Origin of the sequence: Enterococcus termitis (assembly GCF_001730305.1) — a bacterium.
Classification (GTDB): Bacteria; Bacillota; Bacilli; order Lactobacillales; family Enterococcaceae; genus Enterococcus_L; species Enterococcus_L termitis.
In genome coordinates, this window is the sequence record NZ_MIJY01000044.1 from 193,017 (window position 1) to 218,171 (window position 25,155).

The 25,155-nt window shown below is 36.9% G+C and carries 22 protein-coding genes; 21 read left to right on the forward strand and 1 reads right to left on the reverse strand.

Annotated features, from left to right (window positions below):
• Nucleotides 1-4 precede the first annotated feature (4 nt).
• From BCR25_RS16330 to lepB, 16 genes are all read left to right on the forward strand, one after another.
• Nucleotides 5-1,114 carry an amidohydrolase/deacetylase family metallohydrolase gene (locus BCR25_RS16330; protein ID WP_069664667.1) on the forward strand — a complete coding sequence of 370 codons (1,110 nt, stop codon included), beginning with the start codon at nucleotides 5-7 and terminating at the stop codon, nucleotides 1,112-1,114.
• On the forward strand, nucleotides 1,104-2,198 hold the full coding sequence (locus BCR25_RS16335) for a DgaE family pyridoxal phosphate-dependent ammonia lyase (RefSeq protein ID WP_069664668.1): 1,095 nt from the start codon (nucleotides 1,104-1,106) through the stop codon (nucleotides 2,196-2,198). Before BCR25_RS16330 ends, BCR25_RS16335 begins: the two co-directional genes overlap by 11 nt.
• A 27-nt stretch (nucleotides 2,199-2,225) precedes the next feature.
• Nucleotides 2,226-2,969: a 2-dehydro-3-deoxy-phosphogluconate aldolase gene (gene dagF / locus BCR25_RS16340; protein WP_069664669.1), complete on the forward strand. Its 744-nt coding sequence runs from the start codon at nucleotides 2,226-2,228 to the stop codon at nucleotides 2,967-2,969.
• A gap of 189 nt (nucleotides 2,970-3,158) precedes the next feature.
• Nucleotides 3,159-4,169 (forward strand): sugar kinase, encoded by a 1,011-nt coding sequence (locus BCR25_RS16345; protein WP_069664670.1) that lies wholly within the window; start codon nucleotides 3,159-3,161, stop codon nucleotides 4,167-4,169.
• A gap of 347 nt (nucleotides 4,170-4,516) precedes the next feature.
• On the forward strand, nucleotides 4,517-5,527 hold the full coding sequence (locus BCR25_RS16350) for a DNA topoisomerase IV subunit B family protein (RefSeq protein WP_069664671.1): 1,011 nt from the start codon (nucleotides 4,517-4,519) through the stop codon (nucleotides 5,525-5,527).
• 19 nt (nucleotides 5,528-5,546) lie between these two features.
• Nucleotides 5,547-5,996 carry a YaiI/YqxD family protein gene (locus tag BCR25_RS16355; protein WP_069664672.1) on the forward strand — a complete coding sequence of 150 codons (450 nt, stop codon included), beginning with the start codon at nucleotides 5,547-5,549 and terminating at the stop codon, nucleotides 5,994-5,996.
• Between the two features lie 160 nt (nucleotides 5,997-6,156).
• Entirely contained in the window at nucleotides 6,157-7,233 is a 1,077-nt protein-coding gene (locus tag BCR25_RS16360) for a D-alanine--D-alanine ligase (RefSeq protein ID WP_069664673.1), read from the forward strand.
• A 90-nt stretch (nucleotides 7,234-7,323) separates the two neighbouring features.
• Nucleotides 7,324-8,691, forward strand: coding sequence for a UDP-N-acetylmuramoyl-tripeptide--D-alanyl-D-alanine ligase (locus BCR25_RS16365; RefSeq protein ID WP_069664674.1), 1,368 nt, complete (start codon nucleotides 7,324-7,326; stop codon nucleotides 8,689-8,691).
• Nucleotides 8,692-9,030: 339 nt separating this feature from the next.
• A complete protein-coding gene (cshA, locus tag BCR25_RS16370; protein ID WP_069664675.1) occupies nucleotides 9,031-10,551 on the forward strand; it encodes a degradosome RNA helicase CshA in 1,521 nt (506 codons plus the stop codon).
• Nucleotides 10,552-10,746: 195 nt separating this feature from the next.
• Nucleotides 10,747-11,100 carry a holo-ACP synthase gene (gene acpS, locus BCR25_RS16375; RefSeq protein WP_069664676.1) on the forward strand — a complete coding sequence of 118 codons (354 nt, stop codon included), beginning with the start codon at nucleotides 10,747-10,749 and terminating at the stop codon, nucleotides 11,098-11,100.
• Between the two features lie 101 nt (nucleotides 11,101-11,201).
• Nucleotides 11,202-12,320 (forward strand): alanine racemase, encoded by a 1,119-nt coding sequence (gene alr / locus BCR25_RS16380; protein ID WP_069664677.1) that lies wholly within the window; start codon nucleotides 11,202-11,204, stop codon nucleotides 12,318-12,320.
• Between the two features lie 15 nt (nucleotides 12,321-12,335).
• Entirely contained in the window at nucleotides 12,336-12,713 is a 378-nt protein-coding gene (locus tag BCR25_RS16385; RefSeq protein ID WP_069664678.1) for a type II toxin-antitoxin system PemK/MazF family toxin, read from the forward strand.
• A 399-nt stretch (nucleotides 12,714-13,112) separates the two neighbouring features.
• A complete protein-coding gene (locus tag BCR25_RS16390) occupies nucleotides 13,113-13,814 on the forward strand; it encodes a hypothetical protein (RefSeq protein ID WP_069664679.1) in 702 nt (233 codons plus the stop codon).
• 33 nt (nucleotides 13,815-13,847) lie between these two features.
• Nucleotides 13,848-15,200, forward strand: coding sequence for a coiled-coil domain-containing protein (locus BCR25_RS16395; RefSeq protein ID WP_069664680.1), 1,353 nt, complete (start codon nucleotides 13,848-13,850; stop codon nucleotides 15,198-15,200).
• A gap of 33 nt (nucleotides 15,201-15,233) precedes the next feature.
• Nucleotides 15,234-15,641, forward strand: a complete 408-nt coding sequence (locus tag BCR25_RS16400; RefSeq protein ID WP_069664681.1) for a LysM peptidoglycan-binding domain-containing protein — start codon at nucleotides 15,234-15,236, stop codon at nucleotides 15,639-15,641.
• A gap of 168 nt (nucleotides 15,642-15,809) precedes the next feature.
• Complete coding sequence (gene lepB, locus BCR25_RS16410; protein WP_083242727.1) at nucleotides 15,810-16,628, forward strand: signal peptidase I; 819 nt, start codon at nucleotides 15,810-15,812, stop codon at nucleotides 16,626-16,628.
• 201 nt (nucleotides 16,629-16,829) lie between these two features.
• On the opposite strand, the gene BCR25_RS16415 is transcribed toward lepB, so the two are convergent.
• Nucleotides 16,830-18,311, reverse strand: coding sequence for an AcpB/EbpR/MafR family transcriptional regulator (locus tag BCR25_RS16415; protein WP_069664683.1), 1,482 nt, complete (start codon nucleotides 18,309-18,311; stop codon nucleotides 16,830-16,832).
• A 186-nt stretch (nucleotides 18,312-18,497) separates the two neighbouring features.
• On the opposite strand from BCR25_RS16415, the gene BCR25_RS16420 reads away from it, so the two are divergent.
• From BCR25_RS16420 to BCR25_RS16440, 5 genes are all read left to right on the forward strand, one after another.
• Nucleotides 18,498-19,841, forward strand: a complete 1,344-nt coding sequence (locus BCR25_RS16420; protein WP_069664684.1) for an FAD-dependent oxidoreductase — start codon at nucleotides 18,498-18,500, stop codon at nucleotides 19,839-19,841.
• Nucleotides 19,842-20,025: 184 nt separating this feature from the next.
• Entirely contained in the window at nucleotides 20,026-20,253 is a 228-nt protein-coding gene (locus BCR25_RS16425; RefSeq protein ID WP_069664685.1) for a hypothetical protein, read from the forward strand.
• 241 nt (nucleotides 20,254-20,494) lie between these two features.
• Nucleotides 20,495-23,194, forward strand: coding sequence for a YhgE/Pip domain-containing protein (locus BCR25_RS16430; RefSeq protein WP_069664686.1), 2,700 nt, complete (start codon nucleotides 20,495-20,497; stop codon nucleotides 23,192-23,194).
• 279 nt (nucleotides 23,195-23,473) lie between these two features.
• Complete coding sequence (locus BCR25_RS16435) at nucleotides 23,474-24,637, forward strand: cation diffusion facilitator family transporter (RefSeq protein WP_069664687.1); 1,164 nt, start codon at nucleotides 23,474-23,476, stop codon at nucleotides 24,635-24,637.
• Between the two features lie 140 nt (nucleotides 24,638-24,777).
• Nucleotides 24,778-25,101 (forward strand): hypothetical protein, encoded by a 324-nt coding sequence (locus BCR25_RS16440; RefSeq protein WP_069664688.1) that lies wholly within the window; start codon nucleotides 24,778-24,780, stop codon nucleotides 25,099-25,101.
• The last annotated feature ends 54 nt before the right edge of the window (nucleotides 25,102-25,155 follow it).

Consider the following 25,155-nt stretch of genomic DNA (forward strand, 5'->3'; position numbering starts at 1 on the left):
TAAAATGAGTTACGACTTAATCATAAAAAATGGATTAACGATTGAAGGCGAGTCAATAGATATTGCGATTGATGCTGGCAAAATCGTCAAAGTTTCAGATACTATAGAAGCAGACAGTAAAAAACAACTTGAATTAGATGGACAAACATATGTATCTGCTGGCTGGATCGATGATCATGTCCATTGCTTCGAAAAAATGACTTTATATTACGACTTTCCAGATGAAATTGGCGTAAAAAAGGGAGTAACCACAGTTATTGATGCCGGAACCACCGGAGCAGAAAATATCCATGAGTTTTATGATCTTGCTAAACAGGCAAAAACCAACGTTTATGCATTAGTCAATATCTCAAAGTGGGGAATCGTAGAGCAGGATGAGCTAGCTGATCTTAGCAAAGTCAAAAAAGAACTCATTCATAAAGCGTTGACAGAATTACCTGATTTTGTTGTGGGAATCAAGGCTCGAATGAGTAAAACAGTCATTGGAGACAATGGCATCACGCCTTTAGAAATGGCTAAACAAATCCAAAAAGAAAATAACGATTTGCCTTTGATGGTTCATATCGGTTCTGCTCCGCCGGAATTGGATGAAATTTTAGAACATATGACGAAAGGTGACGTACTGACTCATTGCTTTAATGGCAAACCAAATGGTATTTTGGACAAAGAAAATAGTAAGATTAAAGACTTTGCTTGGGCCGCGTATGATAAAGGGGTAGTATTTGATATCGGACATGGGACAGATAGTTTTAATTTCCAAGTGGCAGAAACTGCGTTGAAAGAAGGTATGAAAGCTGCTTCGATCAGTACCGATATTTATATCCGCAATCGTGAAAATGGTCCGGTTTATGACTTAGCAACAACGATGGAAAAATTACGCGTTGTCGGATATGAGTGGTCAGAAATCATCGAGAAAGTAACTGCCGCACCCGCTAAAAATTTTCATTTTGAGACAAAAGGTCAGCTGAAAGAAGGCTTTGATGGTGATCTTACGATTTTCAAAATTGAACCGGGTCAAAAAACATTGACAGATTCAAACGGCTTTACAAGAGAAGCAAAAGAACTGATCAAACCAGTGAAAACGATTATTGGAGGCACAGTTTATGACAATTAGTTATGAAAAATTCAACCTAAAAGAAGTGATCAATGCTTCTGGTAGAATGACGATTCTCGGTGTCTCGAAAGTTTCAGAGAATGTTCTGGCCGCCCAAAAATTTGGTGGTGAACACTTTTTTGAAATGAGCGAGCTGAGCATTCAAACGGGTGCTTATTTAGCCAAGCTATTAAAGGTGGAGGACGCACAAGTCGTTTCTTCTGCCTCTGCTGGCATTGCACAAAGTATAGCTGCATTGATTGGCGCAGGATCAATCTATCATGCCTATCATCCGTACACAGAAAAAGTGACGAAGCGTGAGATCATTTTACCGAAAGGACATAATGTAGATTATGGAACACCGGTCGAAGTCATGGTTGCACAAGGCGGTGGACAGGTCGTTGAAGCAGGCTACGCTAATATGTGTTCGCCAGAGCATATCGAAATGATGATCACTGACCAAACGGCAGCGATCTTATATATCAAAAGCCATCATACCGTTCAAAAAAGTATGTTAAGTGTGGAAGAAGCGGCCGCAGTTGCCCAAAAAAACAACTTGCCATTGATCGTTGATGCAGCAGCAGAAGAAGACCTATTCAAGTATATTGAAGCAGGTGCCGATCTTGTGATTTATAGTGGGGCTAAAGCGATCGAAGGACCAAGTGCTGGCCTAGTCATCGGAAAAAAAGCCTACATTGAGTGGATTCGTCTACAAGGCAAAGGCATTGGACGTGCGATGAAAATAGGAAAAGATAATATCCTAGGATTTACCCAAGCTGTTGAAGATTACGTAAACAATGGCAGTGAATCCGGTGAATCAATGATAAATCGTTTAACACCTTTTATTGAAGGGCTAAATCAGATTCCGAACATCGAGGCGAAAATTGTTCAAGATGGGGCTGGTCGTGATATCTATCGGGCTAGTATCACCGTCACTGGAAACAAATCTGCTAAAGAAGTTATACAAGAATTAAAAGCAGAAAGCCCAGCGATTTATACACGTGAATATCAAGCTAATAACGGAATCATTGAATTCGATATCCGTTCAGTGAATGAAGCAGAAATGATGAAAATCGTGACTCGTCTAAAAACGATCATGAACTAAACTAAGCAACGTATAGGAGAGAATAGTATGTCAAAAACACCAAATTATTTAGAAGACCGCATTTGTTTAAATGTCTTAGCCAACTCAGTGGAAAATGCCAAAGCTTGCTACGAAGCAGCAGAAGGTCACGTGATTCTAGGAGTATTATCAAAAAATTACCCAACGGATGAAGCTGCGATCGAGGATATGAAAAAATACGCAGATGAAACAAATAATGCCTTGTCTGTTGGCTTGGGTGCAGGTGATCCAAACCAAAGCCAAATGGTTAGCCGTATTTCTGCAGAATTACAGCCCCAACATGTAAACCAAGTCTTTACTGGCGTTGGAACTTCTCGTGCCTTATTAGGACAAGATGAAACCATCGTTAACGGTTTAGTGTCACCGACTGGAAAAGTAGGGATCGTCAATATTGCTACTGGACCTTTAAGCTCACAAGCTCCAGCAGGAGAAGTACCGATCGAGACAGCGATCAAGCTGCTTCAAGATATGGGCGGCAGCTCAATCAAATATTTCCCGATGAAAGGCTTAGCACATATCGAAGAATACAAAGCAGTAGCACAAGCCTGTGCAAAATATGATTTCTACCTTGAACCAACAGGCGGCATCGATTTAGAAAACTTTGAAGAAATCGTTCAGATCGCAGTCGATGCTGGCGTGAAAAAAATTATTCCTCACGTTTACAGCTCGATCATCGACAAAGAAACAGGAGACACAAAACCAGAAGATGTTAAAACATTGCTGGGTATGATGAAAAATACACTGAAAAAATAGAAGCTGAACGAACATGTTTGGCCCTGACAGAAAAATAGGAGAACTTGATTGCGGCATCTTTTTGCCTCTTTCAAGTTTTATCTTTTATTTGGCGTTCTTTGATCTCTTAACGTTAGTACTTGGAAAGTGAAAAGGGTGAAGTGAAGGGGAGAACTAGTTCATAAGGCTGGAAAGTAGGAAGAAATCAAAATGAGAATTGCAGCTTTTGGTGAAGTAATGATGCGTCTAACACCACCAGAATATCTGATGCTGGAACAAACAAATGAGCTACGTTTGGATTTTACTGGTACAGGAGTAAATATTTTAAGTAATCTAGCACATTTTGGCTGTCAGACAAGTTTGATTACAAATTTACCAGACAATCGTTTAGGAGAAGCAGCGAAAGCCAGTATTCGGCAGTTAGGAATTCAAGATCACTGGATTGGTATTTCTGGAGATCATATTGGTTCTTATTTTGCTGAGATGGGCTTTGGTGTGAGACCCACGCAAGTTACGTATCAAAATCGTCGAAATAGTTCTTTTGGGGTAAGTGATGCTTCAGCGTATGATTTTACAACGTTTTTAGAGGAAATCGATTTGGTCCATATTTGTGGAATTTCCTTGAGTTTGACAGATGAAACACGCGATGCAGCGCTGGATTTGGCTAAAAAAGCCAATGAAAAAGGAAAGAAAGTTTGTTTTGATTTTAATTTTCGCCCGAGTTTAAATGAAGCACACGGTGTTGCGTTTATGCGGGAGCAGTATGAAAAAATCTTACCTTACTGTGATCTAGTCTTTGGCAGTCAACGTGATTTAACTGATTTGTTAGGTATGAAGCTTGATGAAAATGTAGCAGATTCAGAGCAATTTGAAGCGATCGTCCATGCCTTTATGGCGAAATATGAAATTGAGTATTTTGCGGGCACGTTTCGTCAGAAAAAAGGCGATAAACATTATTTAGCTGGTTTTTTAGCAGATTCAAAAAAAGTTGCACACGCACAGCCGAGAGAAATCATCAATTTGGATCGAATTGGTGCTGGAGATGGATATGCAGCAGGGGTTTTACTTGGTGTAGTTGAGAACTGGCCGTTAACAGAAACTGTTGCATTTGCCACAGCAAATGGTGTGCTGGCACATACGATCCAAGGAGATGTTCCGTTAACAACGCGTAAACAAGTGCAACATATCATGGAACAACCGCATGTTGATTTGATTCGTTAGAAAAATAAGCAGGGTTTATTAATACTGCTGTCGTATAGGCGAATGCTAACTGTGAGTTTAATAAAATGAAGCGACCTTCTAACCTTGTATGTGAAAAACACAATGTTAGGAGGTCTTTTATTACACAGCAGTCAATTAGCGCTCAAAATGGAACTTGTTTGCCTCGACCTCACTCTTTTAATCTAGTCTTTTTTTCATTATAATAAGATAGAGCAAATATGGGCTCAAAGGAATTTTGCGAAACCATTTACGGATAACCGATAAATTGTTATGCTTAGGGGGCAGACTTTCTTTTTTGTCTGTTGTGTTATTATGAAAAATGAGTCTGTTTACAGGAGGAGATCGATATGACCGATGAAAATATTTGGAAAGCATTAGACGATGACGTTTTAAAAGATAGTATTCGGAAACGACCAGGTATGTACATTGGCGGAATTGGTCCAACTGGTCTGGAAAGCATGATATTGCAAGTTCTGGATCATTTACTGCAATTAGCAGTAGATATAAAGCAGGCAGAACTTTCTATTGAATTATCAGAAAGACAATTTATCTTTTCTTTTTTTAGCAAAAAAGGATTATTTTTAGATAAGCGTCCGGAAGAACAATACACGCCGCCTTACCTTTTTTTATCTGTGGTAAATGCATTGTCTGAACAATTAGGATTTGGTGTAGAAAAATCTGGAAAACGGACGATCCAGATCTACCAGGATGGACAATTAAGTAAAAAGGCGCTGATTCCATCTGAAGATGAAGGACAAAGAATCGAGATGGCATTTACACCAGCTGAAACATTTTTTGGCAACAAGCAATTATCTTATTTTATCTTATTTAATCGGTGTCAAGAATTAGCAATGTTAAATAGCGGGTTGACGATTTCTTTGACCGATAACAAGCAGCAAAAAAATTATTTTCATTATGAACAAGGGCTTGTGGACTATATTTTCCAAAAAGATGAGAGTATCACTCGAGGAAGCACGCCGCTGTTGATCAATACAGTCAGTGAAGGTGTGACGATCCAGGCTGTTATTTCAAAAAATGGTTCGACGAGCATCAAAGACAGTTTTGTTAACGGACATTTTCCAGCTGACGGCGGGACACATTTAGATGGATTTATCGATGGCACCGTTGATGCGGTCAATCAATTTTTAAAAGAAACGAATCGCCTGCAGTATTTAACTGCAGAAAATTTTCCTGAACGATTTGATATCGTCCTGTCGATTCGATTAAAACGCCCGAGATACACCGGAGCGGTCAAGAAAAAAATCAGAAATCCAGAGCTTTATAAAATTCTCAAAGAAGCTGTCTTTACTGAAGTTTCGACTTTTCTAAAACGCCATCCGGGCTGGTACTTGAATTAACGAAGAAGAAGGTAGCAAGATGAAGATTTTTATTGATGGTGATGGTTCACCAGTAAAAGACACAACAATCACTGTTGCTTCGGATTACGGGATTGCTGTCGTGATCGTTACAAGCATCGACCACTATTCTTTAAAAGAGTATCCTGGGCATGTTTCTTTTGTGTATGTTGATAAAGGGGCAGATGCGGCAGATTACAAAATCGTTCAATTGATTAAACAAGGCGATCTTTTAGTGACACAAGATTATGGGTTGGCTTCACTTGTTTTACCTAAGGGGGCTCGTGTTTTACATCAGCGAGGATCTGAATATACAGCGAAAACGATCGATGGGCTATTAGAGCAACGGTATTTCAGTGCGAAGATTCGGAAAAGTGGAGGCCATACAAAAGGTCCCAAACCTTTTACTCAAGCGGATCGACAAGCATTTAAGCAAAAATTAGTTGCTTTACTCGAAGCAATGACCAAATGAGCGAATAAGGCATTGAGAAGCGAATGTCTTATTTTTTTGTTTATTTCGTTATTTGTTTCTATTCGGATAAAAGCTTTTATGCTAAAATATGGAAGAGTTGTTTTGCATGATTTTTTGGTAGATGCAATAACATAAGAAGAAAATTTAGGAGGAAGAGCATTTGAAGATTACGTTGCTATATGGTGGGAGAAGTGAAGAACATGATGTCTCGATATTATCTGCCTATTCCGTTTTAAATGCGATTTATTATAACTATTATCAAGTACAATTAGTGTATATCAGTAAAGCTGGTGAATGGATCAAAGGTCCGTTATTATCAGAAAAACCTGAGAGTGAAGACGTTCTTAAGTTGACTTGGTCAGACAGCGATGAAGTAGATAAATGGGGAGAATATACTGGTAAAGTAATTCTGCCATGCGAAATCAAAGAAGAAGACACCATTGTCTTTCCTGTCCTACATGGGCCTAATGGCGAAGACGGAACGATTCAAGGCTTTTTAGAAACAATAGGAATGCCTTATGTCGGTGCAGGTGTTTTAGCCAGTGCCAATGCGATGGATAAAATCATGACTAAATACTTACTGCAAACAGCAGGTATCCCGCAAGTACCATTTGTCCCAGTACTGAAAAGTAATTGGAAAGAAAATCCTAAAAAAGTCTTTGAACAGTGCGAGGGTTCCTTGATTTATCCTGTGTTTGTTAAACCAGCCAATATGGGTTCAAGTGTTGGGATCAGTAAAGCAGAAAATCGTGAAGAATTGCAGAATGCTTTGGAAGAAGCATATCGTTATGACGCTCGAGCAATCGTGGAGCAGGGAATCGAAGCTCGCGAAATTGAGGTTGCGATTTTAGGTAATGAAGATGTGCGGACAACCTTACCAGGAGAAATCGTGAAAGATGTTGATTTTTACGACTACAACTCAAAATATATTGATAATCAAATCACGATGCAAATACCAGCTGAAGTACCAGATGAGGTACATCAAAAAGCACAGGAATTTGCCAAAAAAGCATATGCTATCTTAGATGGCAGCGGTTTGAGTCGCTGTGATTTCTTCTTAACTAGTAAGAATGAATTATTCCTAAATGAATTGAATACGATGCCAGGATTCACAGCATTTAGTATGTATCCATTATTATGGGAAAATATGGGCTTGAAATATAGTGACCTAATCGAAGAATTGATTCAACTAGCGTTGAATCGTTTTAAACAAAAGCAAAGTTTTTACGAAAGATAGTATTAGTAAAAGGGAGGGGATAAAACGCTGGAAGTTTTATCTCAGCCCTTTTATAGTTAAGACAATAATTGCTGAAAAGAGGAGAAATCAATGAAACTTACATTTTGGGAAGCAGCTGAAGCAGTAAAAGCAACAAATGACTGGAAGCAATGGGCAGATTTTACGCTGACGGGGCTTGAATTTGATAGTCGTTTGATCACATCTGGAAATCTATTTGTTCCGTTGAAAGGGGCAAATGACGGTCATTCGTTTATTACGAGTGCGGTAGAAAAAGGGGCGAGTGCTTCATTTTGGAGTTCAGAAGTTGAACCTCCAGCAGCTTTACCTGTTCTTAAAGTCTCAGATACGCTGAAAGCGATGCAGGATCTCGCTGTTTACTATTTAAAAAAAATGACACCGACAGTGATTGCAATCACTGGCAGTAATGGTAAAACAACAACAAAAGATATGACGGAAGCTGTCTTGGCACAGCAGTTCAACACATACAAAACACAAGGAAATTATAATAACGACATTGGCTTGCCCTACACTATTTTACATATGCCGGATGAAACAGAAAAACTGATTTTGGAAATGGGTATGGATCATGCGCATGAAATTGATTTCCTATCTACTTTGGCACGACCAGAAGTTGCTGCAATTACGATGATCGGCGAAGCACATATTGAAAATTTAGGTTCAAGGGCTGGAATTGCTGCAGCGAAAATGGAAATCACTGCTGGCTTATCAGCACAAGGGTTGTTACTTATACCAGCAGAAGAACCTTTGCTAGTGCCGTTGATCAAAGAACTGCCGCAAACGATACAAACGTTTGGCTGGCAACAGGCAGACTGTCAAGCTGAAATCGAATCAGAGCAAAAAGAGCAAACATCATTCAAAATCAACGGCTCGGATCGATTATTTACGATCCCAGTTCCTGGAAAATATAATGTAGGGAACGCCTTGATCGCTATTAGTATTGGTCGCTGGTTTGAAATCCCGGAAGAAAAAATTCAGGCAGGGCTAGCAAGCTTCAAATTAACGAAAAACCGGACTGAATGGCTTAAAACTCCACAAGGAACTGAAATTTTAAGTGATGTCTACAACGCTAATCCAACGGCAATGAACTTAGTTTTAGAGAGTTTTGCCCAAATGCCTACTTCAGGAAAAAGAGTAGCAGTTTTAGGAGATATGCTTGAATTAGGACCAGACTCTGCTAAGATGCATGCGTCTGTGAGTGAACATTTGAATCCAAACGAGATTTCCGAGGTTGTACTTTATGGAACCGAAATGAAGGCGTTATTCAATGTTTTAAAAGACAAATATCCAAAAGAACAGCTTCATTATTTCACTAAAGAAGAAAAAGAGTTGTTGATCGAGCAACTACAATCGCTCGTAAATCCAGAAGATATGATCGTTATGAAAGCAAGTAATGGGATGGGACTAAATGCAATTGTCGAACAATTAATGAAAAGTTAGCAAGCTTTCATAAAACTTGCTGAAAATGCAAATCTATGCTAAAATAACCTATTGCCGAAAGATCGAAGTAGAATAATAGAATGCTTCCGTAGTGGGAAACTATTCTATCATATAAAGATTAAAAAAGCTGAACGACGTCGTTTGGCTTTTCTAGTGCCTGTTAGCTTCATAAGGTGGATTTTTCGGTAACATTGATCAGCAAATAAAATAGACCTAAGTTGAAGGTCTAAGGCGCTTTTTACATTTTCTCATCAATGAAAGACAAATCACCTGTACCAAGCTATGTAACAAAAGAAGAAGCGTTTCTTCTGGAACAAACATTATTTAGGAGGATATCATTTGAAATTTAGAGAACTAGGCTTAGCACCAGAATTATTATCAGCAATCGAGCGTTCAGGATTTGAAGAAGCAACCCCAATCCAAGAAGCAACAATCCCATTAGCAATCGAAGGAAAAGACGTTATTGGACAAGCGCAAACAGGAACTGGTAAAACAGCAGCATTCGGTTTACCGATGCTACAAAAAATAGATACATCAAACCGTGTATTACAAGGAATCGTGATTGCACCAACACGTGAATTAGCGATTCAAACCCAAGAAGAACTTTTCCGTTTAGGACGCGATAAAAAAATTCGTGTTCAAGCTGTATACGGTGGAGCAGACATCGGCCGCCAAATCCGCGGTCTAAAAGATAACCCACATATCGTAGTTGGAACACCAGGACGTTTATTAGATCACATCAACCGTCGTACGTTAAAATTAGAAACAATCGAAACACTGGTATTAGACGAAGCAGATGAAATGCTTAACATGGGCTTTTTAGAAGATATCGAAAAAATCATCTCTAAAATCCCAGCTGAACGTCAAACCTTGCTATTTTCAGCAACTATGCCGCCAGCAATCAAGAGTATCGGTGTTAAATTCATGAAACAACCTGAGCACGTAAAAATCAAAGCAAAAGAAATGACTGCTGATTTGATCGATCAATATTACGTTCGCTCAAAAGATTTTGAAAAATTTGATATCATGACTCGTTTATTAGATGTACAAACACCAGAATTAACAATTGTTTTTGGTCGTACTAAACGTCGTGTAGACGAATTAGCACGTGGACTGGAAGCTCGTGGATATAAAGCTGAAGGAATCCATGGTGATTTATCACAGCAAAAACGAATGAGTGTTTTACGTTCTTTTAAAAATGGCAACTTAGATATTTTAGTTGCAACAGACGTTGCTGCCCGCGGATTAGATATTTCCGGCGTGACACATGTCTACAACTATGACATTCCACAAGATCCTGAAAGCTATGTTCACCGTATCGGTCGTACAGGTCGTGCTGGTAAAGGCGGTATGTCTGTCACTTTCGTAACGCCAAATGAAATGGGCTATTTACATGTCATCGAAGAGTTAACGAAAAAACGCATGACACCATTACGTCCGCCAAGTGAAAAAGAAGCATTCAAAGGCCAATTAGGCGCAGCCATCGAAACAGTCGAAGAAAAATTAGAAGAAAACGGCTTGGAGAACTATTTACCTTCAGCTGCAAGTCTACTAGAAAAATATTCTGCGGAAGATTTAGCGGCATTATTGCTAAAAACAATTTCCAAAGACCCTTCAGATGCGGTACCAGTAAAAATCACACCTGAACGTCCGTTGCCTTCAAATAAAAAAGGCTTCAATAAAAATAATCGCAGCGGTGGAAATAGCCGTAATCGCAACAAAAATAGCAGCTACCGCGGTAACAAAAACAATAAAGGTACAGGCGGAAATGGCAGCTATAACAAAAATAAAGACAATCGTTCAGCCAAAAGACACAACGATAAAAAACGCAGTTTTGTTATTAGAGATAACTCAAAATAATAAACAACAAAAAGCTGAAAATTGAAAATAGACGATTTCTATTTCATCATTTCATAAACTTTGTTTAGGTGCAACAAGGCTTTTACGCCTTGTTGCACCTTCTTTTATTAAATTTTCAATTATTATGTGAAAAAATTGCTAAAATTTGATAGAATAGGAGTGATTTATAAAATAGTAAGAAGAGGACTTGAAAGAATGATCAAAGGAATTGGTATAGATATGGTAGAACTTTCAAGAATCGAAACAATCATTGCGAATAAGTCTTCTTTTGTGAAAAGGGTGCTGACGGACAAGGAGCATGAGCTTTTCCAAGCACTGCCTCATAAACGTCAAGTGGAGTTTTTAGCGGGTCGTTTTGCCTGCAAAGAAGCCTTCTCAAAAGCTTGGGGCACAGGAATTGGTTCGGTCGGATTGCAGGATATCGAAATATTGAAAGAAAAAAATGGTGCGCCTAAAGTGACTAAATCACCTTATGATGGCAATGTATTCGTATCGATTTCACATACAGATACTAGCGCAGTTGCCCAAATTATTTTAGAAACAGAATAAAAGATGTTGGTTATTTTTTTAAAATTGAATAAATAGACAGAAATCAAATAGAAATCAATCATGTTTCTTTTGATTTGGCTATGAAGGAAAGAAGGACTTATATGGTTGTAGGATGGCATCGCCCTACTAAGTTAGTGATCGACACGCAAGCTATCAAGGAAAATGTACGTAATGAAATCAAGCGAATGCCAAAAGGCACAGAATTGTTCGCTGTGGTAAAAGCGAATGGTTATGGTCATGGTGCAGTTCAGACTGCTAAGGCAGCGATTGCCGGTGGCGCTACAGGGTTTTGCGTAGCTATTTTGGATGAAGCAATCGAATTACGTGAAGCTGGCATTACAGAACCGATCCTTATTTTAAGCGTAGTTGACGTTTCTTACATAGAGTTGCTGTTAACGTATGATATTTCTGTGACTGCAGCGACGCAAGAATGGTTGGAACAAGCAACTGAACAACTGAATCAGTTAGAAATACAAGCACCATTAAAAGTACATATAAAAGTAGATACAGGAATGGGGCGCATAGGTTTTACAACGCCTGAAGCGGTCAAACAAGCAATAGCTACACTAAAAGTAGAAAAGAAAATGGAATGGGAAGGTTTATTCACACACTTTTCAACCGCAGATGAAAAAGATACGCGTTACTTCGATAAGCAAAGCCAGCGTTTTGACAAGGTTTTATCCGTATTGGACGATTTACCAAGATATGTTCATGTCAGCAATAGTGCAACGGCCTTTTGGCACCCTAACAACCCAGGGAACATGATTCGCTTTGGAATTGGACTTTATGGCTTGAATCCGTCAGGACATGCCTTATCAGCAGTTTATCCGCTAAAGCCAGCTTTGTCATTGGTTTCACAGCTGATTCAAGTCAAAGAGCTCTCAGCTGGTGAAGGTATCGGCTATGGTAATACGTATACGACGACCGCTAAAGAGTGGATCGGCACTATACCAATTGGGTATGCAGATGGCTGGTTACGGCACTTAACAGGTTTTTCAGTATTAGTTGATGGAGAAGAATGTGAAATCGTAGGAAGAATTTGTATGGATCAGTGCATGATCAGATTACCGAAAAAAATGACTGTAGGGGAAACAGTGACATTGATCGGGGAAAATCATGGGAAAGAAATCACGCTGCAGATGGTAGCTGACAAATTAGAGACGATCCACTACGAAGTCGCATGTACCTTTTCTGAACGCATACCAAGGGAGTACAAATAGAATAGGAGGTTTCAAATGGTCAAAAGGGGTGACATATATTTTGCAGACTTATCCCCTGTTGTAGGATCAGAACAAGGGGGAGTACGTCCAGTACTAGTCATACAAAATAATTTAGGCAATCATTTTAGCCCAACCATTATTGTTGCAGCAATCACTGCGAAGATGGCCAAGCCAAAATTGCCGACACATATAGGCATCAATTCAGAGGAAACAGGCATCGAAAGAGATTCTGTGATCTTGTTAGAGCAGATTCGCACCATCGATAAAATACGTTTAAAAGAGAAGGTTTGCCATTTAGGCATAGAGATTATGGATTCTGTTGACCGCGCGTTAGGTGTTAGTGTTGGGATCCACGAAGAAGAATTAGAAAACAATGTTGGTACATACCGCTGAATCTGTTGAATATTCTCAGAGGAAGACATAGAACAAAGAATACGTTTGTTTAAAAAAGATACTTAGTTGATGCAATGTGAAATAAGGAGACGAAAATGAAGCGACTGTTATATTATGTTCTTTAAAAGAGCGAAATGAAAATATAATTATAAAAAATTCGTAAGAAGCATTTGAAGAAAATCAAGTGCTTTTCTTCTGTTAAAATAATAAAAAAAGACTAAAATTCACTTGAATTATGCTTATTTTATTGACATTTATCGGAGTTTATAAAAAAAAGTTGGCAATAATGCAACGTAATGTTACAATAAACTATGTATAATTGGGTGGAAAGTGGATAACTTTCAAAAAAATAGATAAATTTGGTGTTTTTTATTAAGGAATAGAAGGAGTTTAGATTTGATGTCGATATTCATGTTCGTACTAGTAGTAGCGCTGTTTCTTTTTTTCAGTTATCAGTTATATGTTCGCTTCCAATTGGAGAGTTTGGATTCTGATAGTCCAAAAATGAAACGCAAAATAAATTTTTATAAGTATCAGGAAAATAATCGTTCATTGCTTTTCTTAATGATCGCAGCAATTATTTTTTGTTTAATCTTTTTAGGAATCTTGTACAATCAAAATACTTTAAGAAAAGATAATAAGGATTTAGAATTGAAGATAGAAGAGATCAAAGATGCCAGAGGAGAAACTTCTGGCACTGAGATCGAAAGCTATAAAGAAAACACATTGAAATTAGCTGAATTTCCCTGGAACAAAGTCGTAGAAAGTCGTGATGCTCAAGCATTAGATAACTATGAACTGCAACTTATAAGAGACTGGCAGCCATTCTTTGGTGAAACGAATGTTGCAATCATGATTAGTCAAAAGACAGAGACTCTGACGCTTTCAGTTTTTCCAACAGCATTAACTTATAGTGATTTCCAAACAGCAGAAAAAAACATCGAAACATTCATTAAAGAATTACAGTCAGTAAAAGAAATCACAATCATTGATTTTAACTTTACATATCGAGATAAATCAAGCAAACTATCAAAACAATCAATTGTTTATTCAAGAGAGTCTAAAGAAGGCAATTTAGAAAAAGTTGCATTAGACAAGTAAGAGTAAGAGAAATAAAAGACGGGGTGTAAATGCATGGCAAAGAGACGTTTAATAAAGAAAATCAACGAGGTTTCAGAAGAAGAATTATCACAAGATGTAGATTTTAATTCAGAAGCAGAAAAACCGGCTGCAGCTATAACAACAGCTAACAGCAACTTAATAACAGAACAAGAGCAAGAAATTACGCGATTGAGAGAGTTGATCGAAGAGTACAGACTGCAGGAAGCTGAATTTGAACAAAGTAAAGAAGAAAACTTCCGTTTATCACAACAAAATAAACAACTAACCTATAAAGTTGAAACAAGTCAAGATGAGCTGGATTCTTTAAAAGAAAAAAATGATGAGCTGGCAACACAACTGAATCAAAAAGAAACGGAACTTTTAGAATTAGAAGATGTCAATCAAGCATCTGATGATTCAGAAGAAATCGACCGCTTGAACGAACAGATCGCAGAGCTTAAAAATGAAAATGCTAAAGGCCAAGAACGAATTGTTCAGCTGGAAGCAGCATTACGTGAAAAAGAAACAGAACTAGATGAAAAAATTCTTGAAAAAGAGCAAGAGATCAAACAATTACAAACAGAATTAACAGCCCGAGGAACGATCGGAGAAAAACAAGAAGCATTGGAGACGGTGAAGATGGAATTAGAATCATTGAATGAAAAACTTCAAACTACTGATAAAGAAAATCAAGAATTGACACAAAAACTTGCTGATCTTCAAGAAGAAATGCGTCGTTTACAACAAGAAAATCAAGAATTGAAAGATAAAGAAGTTTCTTTATCAGTAACGAGTGACTCTTCTGTCGATAACAGCCGTTTAGAAGAATTGAAAAAAGAATTAGAAACTGTAATGAAAGAAAAAAGCGAATTAGAAACAAACTTAGGACATGTTCAAGGCTTGAACGACAAGTATTCTATTCAAAAGAATGTTTTTGAATCTGAACTGGCTGGCCTAAGAAGCATTTATAAAGAAAAAGAAGAAGAATTAGAAACATTGAACGCTGAACTAGAAACAATGCGCAAGATGTCTACAACAGGTGAAGCGAAAGGCGACCAACTAGCTGAACTATTACAAGCAAAACAACAAATCAATGATCTGTTATTGAAAAACCAATCATTACAAGAAGAAGCCTTGAAATCACAACAAGAAATTGGTGAAGTAATGGTTTCTGCTAAGAAAGAAGCAAACAGAATCATCAGCGAAGCACAAGTAGAAGCGAAACATATGATCAATTCTGCTGAATTGGAAATGCTGAACATCGGCAACCGTGCGAAGAACATTTCTAATGAAGTTGAAGAATCTAAGAATGAAGTAATGACTATCTATCGTGAATTAGAAGAACGTTTAAGCAAATTATCACGCTTGGATAAAACAAATAACTAGTTTTAATACAGACTAAATGAAGGGAAGAACAATATGAAAAAACGGGTCAATAAACATGCTCGATTGCTACTGGTTTTTTCGGCATTATTGTTTAGTACTGCAATTTACTTTTTGTCTAGTTCATTAATTTTAGGCGCATCGCCAGGTGGAAGTGCTCCTATTACTACTACAAATAGTAGCGAAACAACACCTTCAACTCCAGCTCCTTCATCTGAAGCTGTAGAAGAAGGGCAGACACCTGCAGCAACGACTGAGCAGACAGCAGCGACAGCCGAAGGCAATAGCAATACGCAGGAACCAGAAGTATACGTTGTTAAAAGCGGACAGACACTGTGGGAAATTGCTCAGGATTCAGGTCTATCAATCCAAACATTAATGAATAAGAATCAACTTAGTAGTAGTGTTCTCGTTGAAGGACAAGAATTAGTATTCGACAACTAATATGTTATGGGTGGAGCAAAAAAGCTGTTTAGCATTTTGTTCCACTCATTTTTTGTTCCTGACGAACATTAAACAAATGAATAATTGTTATTGGGTTTTATATGGAAAAATTGACAACAGTCTGTTATTCTTAATTGAAGGTATAATTGGTATTGATCGAGGTGAATCATGGATAGAGAAAAACAAAACTTGAATCAAGATAGAAAACCAACGAAAAAACGTCGGAAAAAAAGTGACAATAGATCTGCTGAACAACTTAGAATAAAAAAGAAACGTCCGCAGTCAGAGCCGCAAATTGAATCAAGAAAAACGACTGTAGATAGTAAAATAGCCCCCAAAGAAGTAGGAAAAAAAACAGCTCCGCCCGTTAGAAAACGAAAAAAACGAAAGCTAACGAAAGAAGAAATTGAAAAAAGAAAAAAGAAAAAAAGGAAAGAGAACGTGATTGAAATCATTAAATTCATGCTTCCAATCGTGATCGTTGCGATATTTGTTTTCTTTTTTATTTTAAATACCTCTCCGCATATGGTTGATGGCGATTCAATGAAACCAACATTGATGAATAAAGATCGAGTGATCGTTCGGCGGACGAAGGTACCGGAACGGTATGAGATTATTACGTTTAAACCTCCTGTGAAAAGTGAATATCAGTATGTCAAACGAGTGATCGGTATGCCAGGAGATTTGGTTTGGACTGAAGGAAATGATTTGTTTATAAATCATCAAGCGGAATCATTGCCAAAAGAGTCCGCAATGTCAGCGGCAAGTGAGTTGCCAGATGGGACTATCAAAGTGAATATTTCAGAAGAATGTTTAGAGCAGATGTCTCAGTTTAAAAAAATTCCAACAGGTCACTATTTTGTTTTAGGGGATAACCGAAACAATTCCAGTGATAGTAGAGCATTTGGTCTCGTTGATGGCAATGCCATTGAAGGAGTAGTTTCCTTTAGGTTTGCACCATTTAAAGAAATTGGTTGGATAAAATAAAAAAACGATAATTTTGTCGTTTTTTTTTATTTTACATTCGTGGGATGATAGAAATAAGGAAGTTAATAACACATGAAAAAACAATTTAAAAAAAATAACTATCACTATTCTCATTAAATTTAGCAGACATAAAGAAAACAGAGAACATAAGGACATTGTTCTCTGTTATAATTTTACTAAGGAGTAAATGATCATAGGTGCTTATCTTGTATCAATGAGCTGAATGATCAGATTTTCAATTTCTGTCATGTCATAGCTATTACCGATATCTGAAAAAATATAAACGAGTTCTTGTTTCTCAGCGATTATTTCAGTATAGATATTGGAAAGTAAAATATCATAGTGACTCTCTTCTTTAAACGCTTCGGCCTTGATTGGGTATTTGTGACCTAAAACATTGGTTAAATGCTGAATGACCAATTCACCAATTGAAGGATTTAGCGAGTGATAGACGCCAATTGATATTTTTTCTTCATTCAATTCAGCGATATGATTCAAAATAATAGTATAGTGGATTTCTGTAAATTTATTTTTATAGCTTCCTTTTTCACCATCTTGATCAAACTTTTTGGTGGCAATATCCATCAATTCAAATACTTCATTACCTGAAAATGGATGGCGATGCGCATTAACGATCGATTTGATTGTCCAACTATCAAACGGCAAAATGAAACCGTCAAAGTAGTAAAGCTGTGAATGTAATTGGAAAAGTAAATTTTCAATGTACAGTAAGCGTGCGGAGGACGCATAGCTTGATAGATAGCCTTGTTGTTTTAGATATCTTAAAATAACCTTATTCATGTAATTCAAATATGAACTTTCTCGCCGTTGTTTTTCTGCTAATCGAAATGCAAAAGAAGAATTGGGAGAAAAATTATTCATGGAACAAAAAAAGTCATAGAACATGTATGCTTCATAAATTGTGAATGGTCGATCGATTTTTTTCATATATGTATGTAAGGAAAGGTTGATTTCTTCAAATAAAGGTCGATCTGGATAATCATAGTTTGGACTGATCACTGGATTGTATTCTGTTGTCAATCTGCGAAAAGATATTTTCATCCATAGTTTTATTTGGAGTACCTCAGTTGGATCAAACGTTAAATTAAGCGCTTCTTTTAAAATATCCACAAAACCAAGATATTGATTAGCGGTTTCTTTTTCTAAATTGGACTTATCCTCAAAAAGGAACCAAAAGAAGTTAAAGAAGAAATAGCGAATCTGCTTTTCTTCACCGATTAGTTTTCCGCGCTTGATTTGTAGCCGAAACTCTTTTAAAAGATCATTAAGCTCAGTGATTTTTCGATAATAGGTCGCTGAACTGATTGCATAATTTAGCTGAAAATAATCACAAGTCAACTCGCCTTTATCAAATAATCGATTGATCATCTGAAACTTTATAGATTTTTCTAGAAAAAGAACAACAACTTTCTTTAATGGAAAGGTTGGCTGCTTTTTTAGAGAGATACTTTCTCCTTTTAAAGTTATTTCGACTTGATCATTTATTTTATTTTCTTCAAGAAAACTTTGAAGGAAAGAAAGATATTCATTTAATGTTGGCAAGCTAATTTGAAATTCATTCACTAGCTCGTTTTTTGTTGCATTGCCTTGATTGTTATATAAAAAAAGTAGTATATCATTCATATAATCAAAAGGCTTTTCTAAAAAATCTCGTTTTAGCATAATAGACACCTCACTTTAAGCATACTTGATTCGCAGGAAAATGGCAATACGCAACTTATAAAAAGAAATTTATCAGTTATTATTATTTAAAAAAATTAAAACTTTGTATATAATGAAGAGTACTCTTCTTTTTTTTATATTTATACAATTACATAGTTACAATTGACGGAGAGGAGAAGAACTTTAGTGAAAGTAGTAATTATTGGAGCTTCACATGGAGGGCTTCAGGCAGCGTTAACCTTAAAAAGATTAGCGCCTAAAACTGAAGTTTTTTTAATAGAGAAAAGAAATGAAATCAGTTTTGTTTCAAGTGGCCTCATTTTAAAAATGAATGAAATGGTCGATGAATTGAATCAGGTCAGATACCTTACTGCAGAGGATCTGGAAAAAAAGGGGATTCATATCCTGCTTGAGACAACGGTCAAGAAGATCGTTCCCGAAAGAAAAACAATTATTTTTGAAGATAAGAATGGACAATCTGGGGAATCTACATATGACAAGTTGATCCTAGCGACAGGGTCGAATCAGTTTTCCACCAATCTAACATTGCCAAGTAAAGATAAAGTTACTGCATTCAAAAGCTACCCAAGTTCAGTAGAAGTACTTGAAAAATTAGAAAACGCGCAGTCTATATCGATCATAGGTGGTGGATATATTGGTGTAGAATTATGTGACGCACTGAAAGGGCAAGGGAAAGAAATTCATTTGATTGAGAGTGCGGACGCTCTCCTTTTCCGTTATTTAGGTACCGAAATATCTGTCTTGATCGAGCAAAAAATCAAAGACTCTGGGGTGAATGTCCATTTAAATGAGAGTGTTTTAGGCTTTTCTGATACAGATGAAGAGCGGTTCGTCACCCAAACGACAAATAAAGAAATCCGTAACGATTATGTGATCATTGCGGTAAATGCTCGCCCAGATACAGAATTGGTAAAAGAGTTTTTGGATATAAATGCAAATGGAACCATTCGAGTGGACGACCAAATGCAAACAAGTGAGCCGGATATTTTTGCAGTAGGAGATGTTATTTCCTATCCTGTGCGGAACAGTTATCGAAAATCATTTATTCCTTTAGTTAATAACGTCGTAAGAAGCGCAACGGTAGCCGCAATGAATGTACTCGGGCATAAGATAAATTACAACATGACACAACGTACAACAGCAACTAAAATTTTTGGTTGTTATGTTGCAACTACAGGTTTAACCGAAATGGAAGCTAATTTTGAAGGGATAGAATCTGAAAGTAATTTTGTAACATTGCCTTGTCAGCTTCCTTACCTTGAATTACAAGAAGACGTTCATATTAAATTAGTGATCGAAAAAAGTTCCCATAAACTGATCGGTGCCCAATTGATGTCTGAAAAGGATATTACACAGTCGATCAATACCTTATCGTTGGCTATCGATAAGGGAACAACTTTAGAAGAATTGCTGACTATGGATTTTTATTTTAATCCCGCAATCAACCAGCCAATGGGGTTCATTAGTCAAGCCGCCTATGAATTTTTAATCAAAAAGTATAGTGTATAAGTTTAAGCGGTTGAGCCAACTGCCGAAGGAGCTGCTTTTCTCTCGCCGTTTATTCGGGCTTAGATTGCGAAACAAAACTGATTTTTCGTTTTGTTTCGCAATCTTTTTTTTATGAAATGCAAATTACTACTACTAATATTGATTTAAGCTTATAATAGAATAAAAAATCTAGGAGGCATAGCCAATGAAAGCAGAGGAACAAAAATTTTATGACTTCATAATGGATCGGACAAAAGAAGATCGTAAAGAAGACATGAAGCATTTGCTGGCGGAATTGATGGAAAGAAGAGCAACAGATAAGCTTGATAAAATGTATCTGATGGGCGTGGTTCCTAGAGCATTGTCTTATTTAGATCCTGATTCAGTCAACGAAGTGAAAAAAGTAGTATCAGAATTTTCATCAAAATTATAAGTTCGGCAAAGAGAGACAAGCTGATTCAGTTGGATGAGTTTGTCTCTTTTTAGCGGTTATAGACCTATATAGTAGTAGAGAACTTCGTTATTTAACTAACGATCGAAAGACGAAATAAATTATTTCTACGACAATTTTGACCACTTGTCGTAGAAATAGACAGAAACAGCTTTTTTCATTTGTTATGGATAAAAAAACTATGCTAAAGTATATCAGTCAATAAAAAGAGTGGGTGAGCAGGATGAAACATATAAAAAATACTTTGAAGTTATTTAAATTAGATTGGCAACGCATTTTTAAAAACCCAATCGCAACATTATTAATTATTGCACTGATGATCATTCCATCGCTTTATGCATGGTTCAATATTAAAGCTTTATGGGATCCATATGCAAACACAGGAGAATTGCCGATTGCGGTTTATAGTGATGACCAAGCCGCTTCGTTTAAAGATAAAGAAGTGAATATAGGAGATGAAGTGCTTAAAAATCTGCATGAGAACAAGCAGTTGGGCTGGAAATTTGTCGATTCAAAGAAAGAGCTTGATAAAGGTGTGAAATCAGGGAAATACTATGCAGGTATCTACTTACCGAAAGATTTTTCCAAAGATTTACTGAGTTTTACCACTGGAGAAATTACTAAGCCTAAAATAGAATATTCCATCAATGAGAAAATCAATGCAATCGCACCAAAAATTGCTGAAAAAGGAGCAACCTCTCTTCAAGCTCAGATCACGGATCAGTTCATTGAAACGGCCAGCAAGACATTGGTCAGTGTGTTTAATGAAATAGGTTACGATCTGGATTCGAATTTGGTGAGTATTACGAAAGTGAAAGATATGATTCTTTCTACGGATGCAAATATTGCTGAAATCGATAAATACACTCAAGAAGTAGTCGCTTTGCATGGAAAGATGCCAGAGCTGAAAGCAAAATTAGCAAAAGCAAATGAATTTGCTGAATATTTACCAGAAGTTGATGCATTAGGTGCTAAAGTAGTTGATTTAAATGCTAAAATGCCAACAATTAGAGAACAAGCAAAAGTCATTTTGACCTTACAAGAAAAAATCCCAGAAATTCAGAATGCGGGGAAACAGTTAGCGATGATCGATGAGGATTTCGCTTCTGTTGAACAAACGATGTCAGAAGGAATTGAAGAAGCCAAACAAGGTTTGACGATCATTCAAGGCGTTCAACGTGCGTTGCCTGATATTCAACAATTAGGTGATCAGGCAGATCAATTAGCAACAGCTACAAGTGAGGGGGCTTCTAAATTACAGGAAGCATTGCCAAGTATTACCAGCAGTATTAGAGTAACACTTGAGTCTGTTCAAACGATCGGTTCCAATGTTTCTGCGATTGCAGGACAAATTGAACAATTATTATCAGATAATGAGTTAACTCCGGAAGAACGGGCAGCCTTGAAACAATTATTCGCTCAGTTCTCAGATAGCTTAGCTAAACAACAAGCAGCGATCGATCAATTGATCGTCATGCTAACGAATATCCAAAATTCAGCAGGCAATCAAAATTTACAGCCGATCATCGATAATTTAACAAACCTAAGTACCTTAATTGGAGGTCTAAAGGCGCGTGTTGATAGTATTGATGTAGATACGATCTCAGCAGAACAGTTAGAAGCTGTTTTACAAGAAATCAGAGCAACTGCGGACAATATTGCCGGCATAGCAGGAAGTATCAATGTTGATGGCGTTGCCGCAGATGTAAACGACATTTTAACCAAGTTGATCGATACGATCAATACAGCTCAAGGACTTCTATCACAAGCCAAACAAATTGATTTCGCTGCCTTGTTAAGTTCAACAGAGGCAACAGTATCCAATGCCATCGGTATATTGGAAAAATATCAAGCAGAATTGCCAGCGATCAAACAGGAAGTTCATGATGCTAATCTTTTATTGAATGGTCATATGGATACGATCGTCAATGGTATCAATAAAGGTGCAGAATTATACAATAACGAATTACCAATTGTTGAAGAAAAGCTTGGCTTAGCCGCTGCCTTTGTTCAAAATGATTACCCAGAAATCAGAGAAAATATTACTGGAACCTTGAAAACAGTCAATGAAAAAATGCCGGATCTAGAAGCCGCATTAGACAAAGCAAATGATTTGGTTCAAAATGATTGGCCAAATATCAAAACAGGGCTGCACAAAGCAGCAGAAGCCATCCGTAAAGGTGAAAAGGATGTCGATCTTGGTGAAGTAATCAAGCTCCTTAAACTAGATGCAAACGCCGAAAGTGACTTTTTCACAAAACCTGTGGAGATTGCTGAAAATCAAATTTATCCAATCGCTAATAACGGATCTGCCAGTACGCCGTTTTATACAGCGCTGTGTCTGTGGGTTGGAGCGGTTCTATTTTCAAGTATAGCAACGACAGATTTCTATTTAGATGAAAAAAATCGTGGTAAATACTCTAAACGAGAACAATTTTCTGCACGAATGCTGACATTTATAGTTATGGGCTTAGCTCAAGCATTGATCGTTACACTAGGAAATTACTTCTTATTAGGCGTAGACGTAAGACAACCGTTTTATAGTGTGCTATTTGCCCTGTTGATTGCATTTACGTTTATGATGATGGTCTATGTATTAGTCGCTTTATTTGGTAATGTGGGTAAAGGGATCGCGATTATTATTTTAGTACTTTCCATCTCAGGTGGGGGAGGAAACTACCCAATTCAAGTTTCCGGTAAGTTCTTCCAATTCATCAATCCACTATTGCCGTTTACACATGCAGTGAATTTATTGAGAGAGTCTGCTGGAGGAATCTACTGGCCAAATGCGTGGAAAGCGATCATTATTTTAGTTTGTATCACAGTAGTCTTCTGTTTAGTAGGGGTCATTTTATATCCTTATATTGAAGAAAAGACGAAGAAATTAGCTAAAGTCTCACATGAAAGTCATATTTTCCATTAAAAATCATCAGCGAGCTTGGAATAAAAGAATCAGGTTATTCAAACCGTATCGTTGATTTTTAGGAAACTAGGATATAACTCTTCGCGTTATATCCTAGTTTCCATTTTTTATGCGCTGCTATTTTCAAGGGATGCCTAACAAAAAAACAATGATGCCCAATCGATCAACTTGGGTCTTTCTAAACAATAAAAACTCGCTAAAAAAAGCAGTGTTTTACTATACAAATAACAAAAATCATTTTATAGTTCTAAGATATGCTAAAAAAAGGTAGGAATTGTGATGATAAATTTTTTGATTGAGTGTTTTGAAAAAAGACAACAAAAAAATTCTGATATGAGAACAAGCTTCGGTATTTTTGCAGGCGTTATGGGTTTATTATCGAATCTACTGCTTTTTGTCAGTAAATTATTGATTGGTTTAGTATCGGGCAGTGTGTCTATTATGGCTGATGCAATGAATAATTTATCAGATACAGTTTCTTCGATATTGACACTGGTGGGGTTTTATATTGCAGGAAAGCCGGCAGATAAAGAGCATCCCTATGGACACGAACGTTTTGAGTATATTAGTGGTATGCTCGTTTCTTTATTGATTACTTTTGTGGGCTTTCAATTTTTTATGACATCGATTGAACGAATCAGAGATCCACAGAGTATTAAGGTCACGCCAGTGATCTTAGTTGTTTTATTACTATCTATCTTGGTTAAAGTCTGGCAAGGGATCTTCTACCAAAGAGTTGCCAAAAAAATTGATTCGAATACGTTGATTGCTACGGCTAAAGATAGTTTGAATGATGTGTTTACAACGATCGCAGTTTTGCTGTCGGCAACTGTAGAAGGAATGACAGGAATCAAAATCGATGGCTTTGTCGGTTTGTTGATTGCTTGTTACATTATTTTTAGTGGACTTCAGTTGATTCGAGAGTTTATCAATGAATTAATGGGTTTACGACCAGACCAAGAGGCAATTGATGAGATGAAGAAATACTTGTCTTCTGTTTCTGATATTATTGGTTATCATGATTTGCTGATTCATCAATATGGACCAAATAAAACCTTTGCTTCTGTGCATATTGAGATTGATGATCGCTGGGATTTACCTCATGCTCATGAAAAAATCGATGCGATCGAAAAGAAATTTAAAGAAGAATTAGGCGTCGAACTTGTTTGCCATATTGACCCTGTGAATCTTCACGATCAAAAACAGCAATTCATTCATTTGGAAATAAAGAAAATCATCAAATCAATCGACAAAGAGCTAAGAGCACATGATATTCGTTTGGTGGAACATGGTGCTAAACCGAGGATCTTATTTGATTTAGTTGTCCCAACCAACTTCAATGCGACTGATCAAGAACTAAGAATTAGAATTCAAGAGCAGGTATATAGAAGTATTGGTGATTATGTCACTGAAATCACTTTTGATCACATTTATCTACTTTGAGTATATTTTTTTCTCAAAAACTTAAAAATATATCTATTTTCTCAAAAAAATATGAAAAATGAGAGTTTTAAGTAAAAAAATGAGGAAATAAACACCTTCTAACGTGGTAATATAATAACGGATTGTTAGGAGGAAATAAAATGGATATGAATTTAGTGATTGTTGTGTATTTTCTGATTGTGCTGAGCACTGTTTTAACATTAGTTATGATCAAGGACAAACAGGTTTTAGGTAATTTATTAGAGAAAAAAGATATACAACAAGAAGAGATCACCGAATTAAAGCTGGAAAAAATACGCTTAAAACATACGATCAAAATGCAGGATGAAACGATCGCCCATATGCTGACAACGAATTCCCTTAAAAAAGACGATTCAGTTGAAGCTTCTGTAAATGAGAGTGCGGATCAGGAATGGCATTTGGACGAATATAAAAGTATGAGTCAAGAGTATTATCAACTATAAAAAGTAGACATCAAAGAAGCGCCCTACAATGATTTTGCTGCAAGTAAGCTGCAA